The sequence below is a fragment of the Bacillus sp. JJ1764 genome (genome assembly GCF_036962145.1).
Lineage (GTDB): Bacteria > Bacillota > Bacilli > Bacillales > Cytobacillaceae > Neobacillus.
On sequence record NZ_JBALNY010000238.1, the window covers coordinates 218 to 3,579 of the forward strand.

Consider the following 3,362-nt stretch of genomic DNA (forward strand, 5'->3'; position numbering starts at 1 on the left):
ATGAGGATGGTAAAGCAAGTTTAAGACTTCTTGAAAAAATAGAAAAAGAAATTAGCTAAATGAAATGAGGAAAAATATGAAAAAATACGATGTTGGATACACTACTGGTGTGTTTGATTTATTTCATGTAGGCCATTTAAATATCTTAAAAAAGTCTAAAGAACTTTGTAATTTTCTAATAGTTGGAGTAAGTACGGATGAATTAGTACAAAGCTATAAACAGAAAATTCCTGTTATCCCTTTAGAGGATAGAATGAAAATAGTTGAGTCAATTAAATATGTCGATATGGTTGTTGTCCAGGATACAATGGATAAAATAGTTGCTTGGAATAATTTGAAATTTAATGTTATGTTTCATGGGGATGACTGGAAAGGAAAGCCGTTATGGAATGAATATGAAGAAAAATTTAAAATGGTGGGTGTTGATTTAGTTTATTTTCCATATACAAAAAAAACATCTTCCACAAAGTTAAAACAGATACTAATCTAATTAATAATTTTGGAGAACATTATGAGAAAAAATATGTTATTTGTTATTGACTCTTTACATTGTGCAGGTGCAGAAAAAAGCTTGGTCACATTATTATCACTGATAGACTACTCGAAGTATTCTGTTGACTTGATGCTATTTGGACATGGTGGGGTTCTTGAAGATCTGGTACCTAAAGAAGTAAATATTCTAAAACCTCTTAAATATACTGATTTTACAAAGTTGAATTTGATGAATTCAATGAAATATTCTATTAAGCAATACGACTATAAGATGCTGTATGCCCGGTTAAAATACTCTCTAACTATTCGTAAAGAGGAATATAGTAACCCTCAAAAAGCGAGAATTTTTTGGCAATGTGTCTCAAGAGTGATTGAGGATAACCCTAAAGAATATGACATTGCTATAAGTTATGCTCAGGGTGTTCCAACATTCTATGTAGCAGAAAAAGTGAAAGCCAAAAAGAAATTTGCTTGGGTCAATGTAAGTTATCGTTTAAATGAAACTGAAAAGTGTTTTCAGCAACAATATTATAATCCATATAATAAAATTGTTGCTGTATCTCACTCTACAAAAGAGATCTTTCTAGAGACTTTTCCTGAGTACTCTAAAAAGATTGAGGTTATTTATGATATAAATAATCAAGAATTTATCACAAAAATGGCTGATATAGGAGAAAGCTATTCAGATAGTTTTGAAGGTGTTAGGATTCTAACAATTGGGAGGTTAGCCCAACAAAAGGGGTACGATATAGCTTTAGAGGCATGTAAAAAATTGAAGGAAGCTCGAATTAAATTTAAATGGTATGCATTGGGTAAAGGTCCTTTAAAGAATGAAATAGAAGAATACATTAAAAATAATGGTCTAACCGGAGAGTTTATATTACTTGGTGTAAAATCCAACCCTTATTCATATATAAAAAATGCAGATATATATGTACAAACATCAAGATTTGAGGGCTTTGGATTAGCAATTGCGGAGGCACGAATGCTCAATATTCCAGTAGTGACAACAAAATTTGACGCCGTTTATAGCCAAATGGTTGATGAAAAAAATGGTCTAGTTGTTGAAATGAATGCTGATGCTGTTTTTAATGGAATATTAAGATTAATAAAAAACCCTGACTTAAAGGGCAATATTGTGAAATATCTTCAAGGAGAAAAGAAAGGGAATGTTGAAGAAATAGAAAAATTTTACAAATTAATTGGGTAGATGGAGTAAATATGAAGAAAAAAATTATTTTTATGATTATTAATATGAACGTTGGTGGAACTGAAAAAGCATTATTGAATATGATAAATGAATTTCCAAAAGAGAAATATGATATTACTATTTTGATGTTAGAGAAATTTGGTGGATTCTTAAAGTTTGTTCCAGAGAATGTCGAAATTAAGTATATCAATGACTATAAGAGGTATAAGGATCTTTTAAAACAGCCGCTTCAAATAATGGCAATAAAAAGTTTTAAAGCATTAAATTTTGTAAAGGGTGTAAAATTATTGGTTCTCTCGTTAGTAACAAAATTACTAAAGGATAGAAGTCTCCTTTACAGTTATGTTTTAAAAGATTATAGAACAGAGGAAACAGAATATGATGTTGCCGTGGCTTATGCAGGTCCAATGGATTTCATAAGCTACTTTGTTATTAATAAGATAAAAGCTAAGAAAAAAATTCAATGGATACATTTTGATGTAACACAAATAGGGCTTAATAGTAAATTTGTTTCGAGAGTATATAAAGACTTTGATAAAATTTTTGTTGTATCTGAGGAAGGTAAGAATAAACTGTTAACTATGCTACCGAAGCTTAAGGCAAAAGTAGAAACATTTTTAAATATGGTTTCTTCTCGTTCTATTATTGAAATGGCTAAAGAGGAGGATGGTTTTAAAGATGATTTTCAGGGAATAAGAATTCTAACGGTTGGAAGACTTACAAAAGAAAAAGGTCAAGATTTAGTTATTCCCGTTTTGGCTAAGCTTAAAAATGAGGGCTATAATGTCAGGTGGTATTGTATAGGCGATGGCGGAGCTCGCAGAGAATATGAAAAATTGGTTGAAGAACATAATGTGGTAAATGACTTTATATTCTTAGGATCAAATCCTAACCCATATCCATTTATGGAACAATGTGATCTTTATGTGCAACCTTCTCGCCATGAAGGTTACTGTATAACTCTAGCAGAAGCAAAATGTTTTAATAAACCAATTATTAGTACTAATTTTACAGGAATTAGTGAACATATTATTCATAATAATACGGGCATCATAGTCAATTTTGACGAGCAAGAAATGTTCTCTGCTATAAAAAATTTATTAGACGATAATAGGTTATTGAAAAGACTGGAGGATAATTTGCGGAATAGTGTTATAAAAAGTTCAGCAGCAAGGGAAATGAATAAAATATATACCATTGTAAATGGATAATGTCTCAAGTTTTGATTAAAAAAGAAACTTGAGATATTTCTTTTTTAATGAAAATCTTGAGGAAATTGAGGGATATTGGATTGAAAAAGGTACTTTTTATGCTAAGTAGCATGAACATTGGTGGTGTTGAAAAATCTTTATTGTCCCTATTATCTGAATTACCTAAAGAAAACTATGAAATTACAGTTCTTTTATTAGAAAAAAAAGGTGGATTTTTAGAATACGTTCCTAGCTGGATAAAGGTAAAAGAAGCGAACTGGTTTAAAACAGTTAAGCCAATTATAATGCAGCCACCTCAACAAACAATAAAGGAATTTTTGAGGAAGAAACACTTTAGTAAAATTCCTATTTTTATTAGTGCATATTTTATATCTAAGTATTTCAATAATCGATATTTATACTATAAAAATGCCTGCATTGATGTCCCAGTAAATGACGATGCCTATGAT

General features: G+C 30.1%; 3 protein-coding genes and 1 pseudogene. All 4 read left to right on the plus strand.

What is annotated here, in order from left to right; genetic code table 11:
• Window positions 1–76: 76 nt before the first annotated feature.
• On the plus strand, window positions 77–490 hold the full coding sequence (locus tag V7083_RS23180; RefSeq protein WP_335482513.1) for an adenylyltransferase/cytidyltransferase family protein: 414 nt from the start codon (window positions 77–79) through the stop codon (window positions 488–490).
• 21 nt (window positions 491–511) lie between these two features.
• A complete protein-coding gene (locus V7083_RS23185; protein WP_335482515.1) occupies window positions 512–1,702 on the plus strand; it encodes a glycosyltransferase in 1,191 nt (396 codons plus the stop codon).
• An 11-nt stretch (window positions 1,703–1,713) separates the two neighbouring features.
• Entirely contained in the window at window positions 1,714–2,913 is a 1,200-nt protein-coding gene (locus tag V7083_RS23190; RefSeq protein WP_335482517.1) for a glycosyltransferase, read from the plus strand.
• A gap of 80 nt (window positions 2,914–2,993) precedes the next feature.
• Window positions 2,994–3,362, plus strand: a pseudogene (locus V7083_RS23195) (glycosyltransferase); the annotation flags it as partial.

Bases quoted from the DNA above. Each gene is read 5' to 3' on its own strand.
- V7083_RS23190 (WP_335482517.1), top strand. From the start codon at position 1,714: ATGAAGAAAAAAATTATTTTTATGATTATTAATATGAACGTTGGTGGA.
- V7083_RS23180 (WP_335482513.1), top strand. From the start codon at position 77: ATGAAAAAATACGATGTTGGATACACTACTGGTGTGTTTGATTTATTT.
- V7083_RS23185 (WP_335482515.1), top strand. From the start codon at position 512: ATGAGAAAAAATATGTTATTTGTTATTGACTCTTTACATTGTGCAGGT.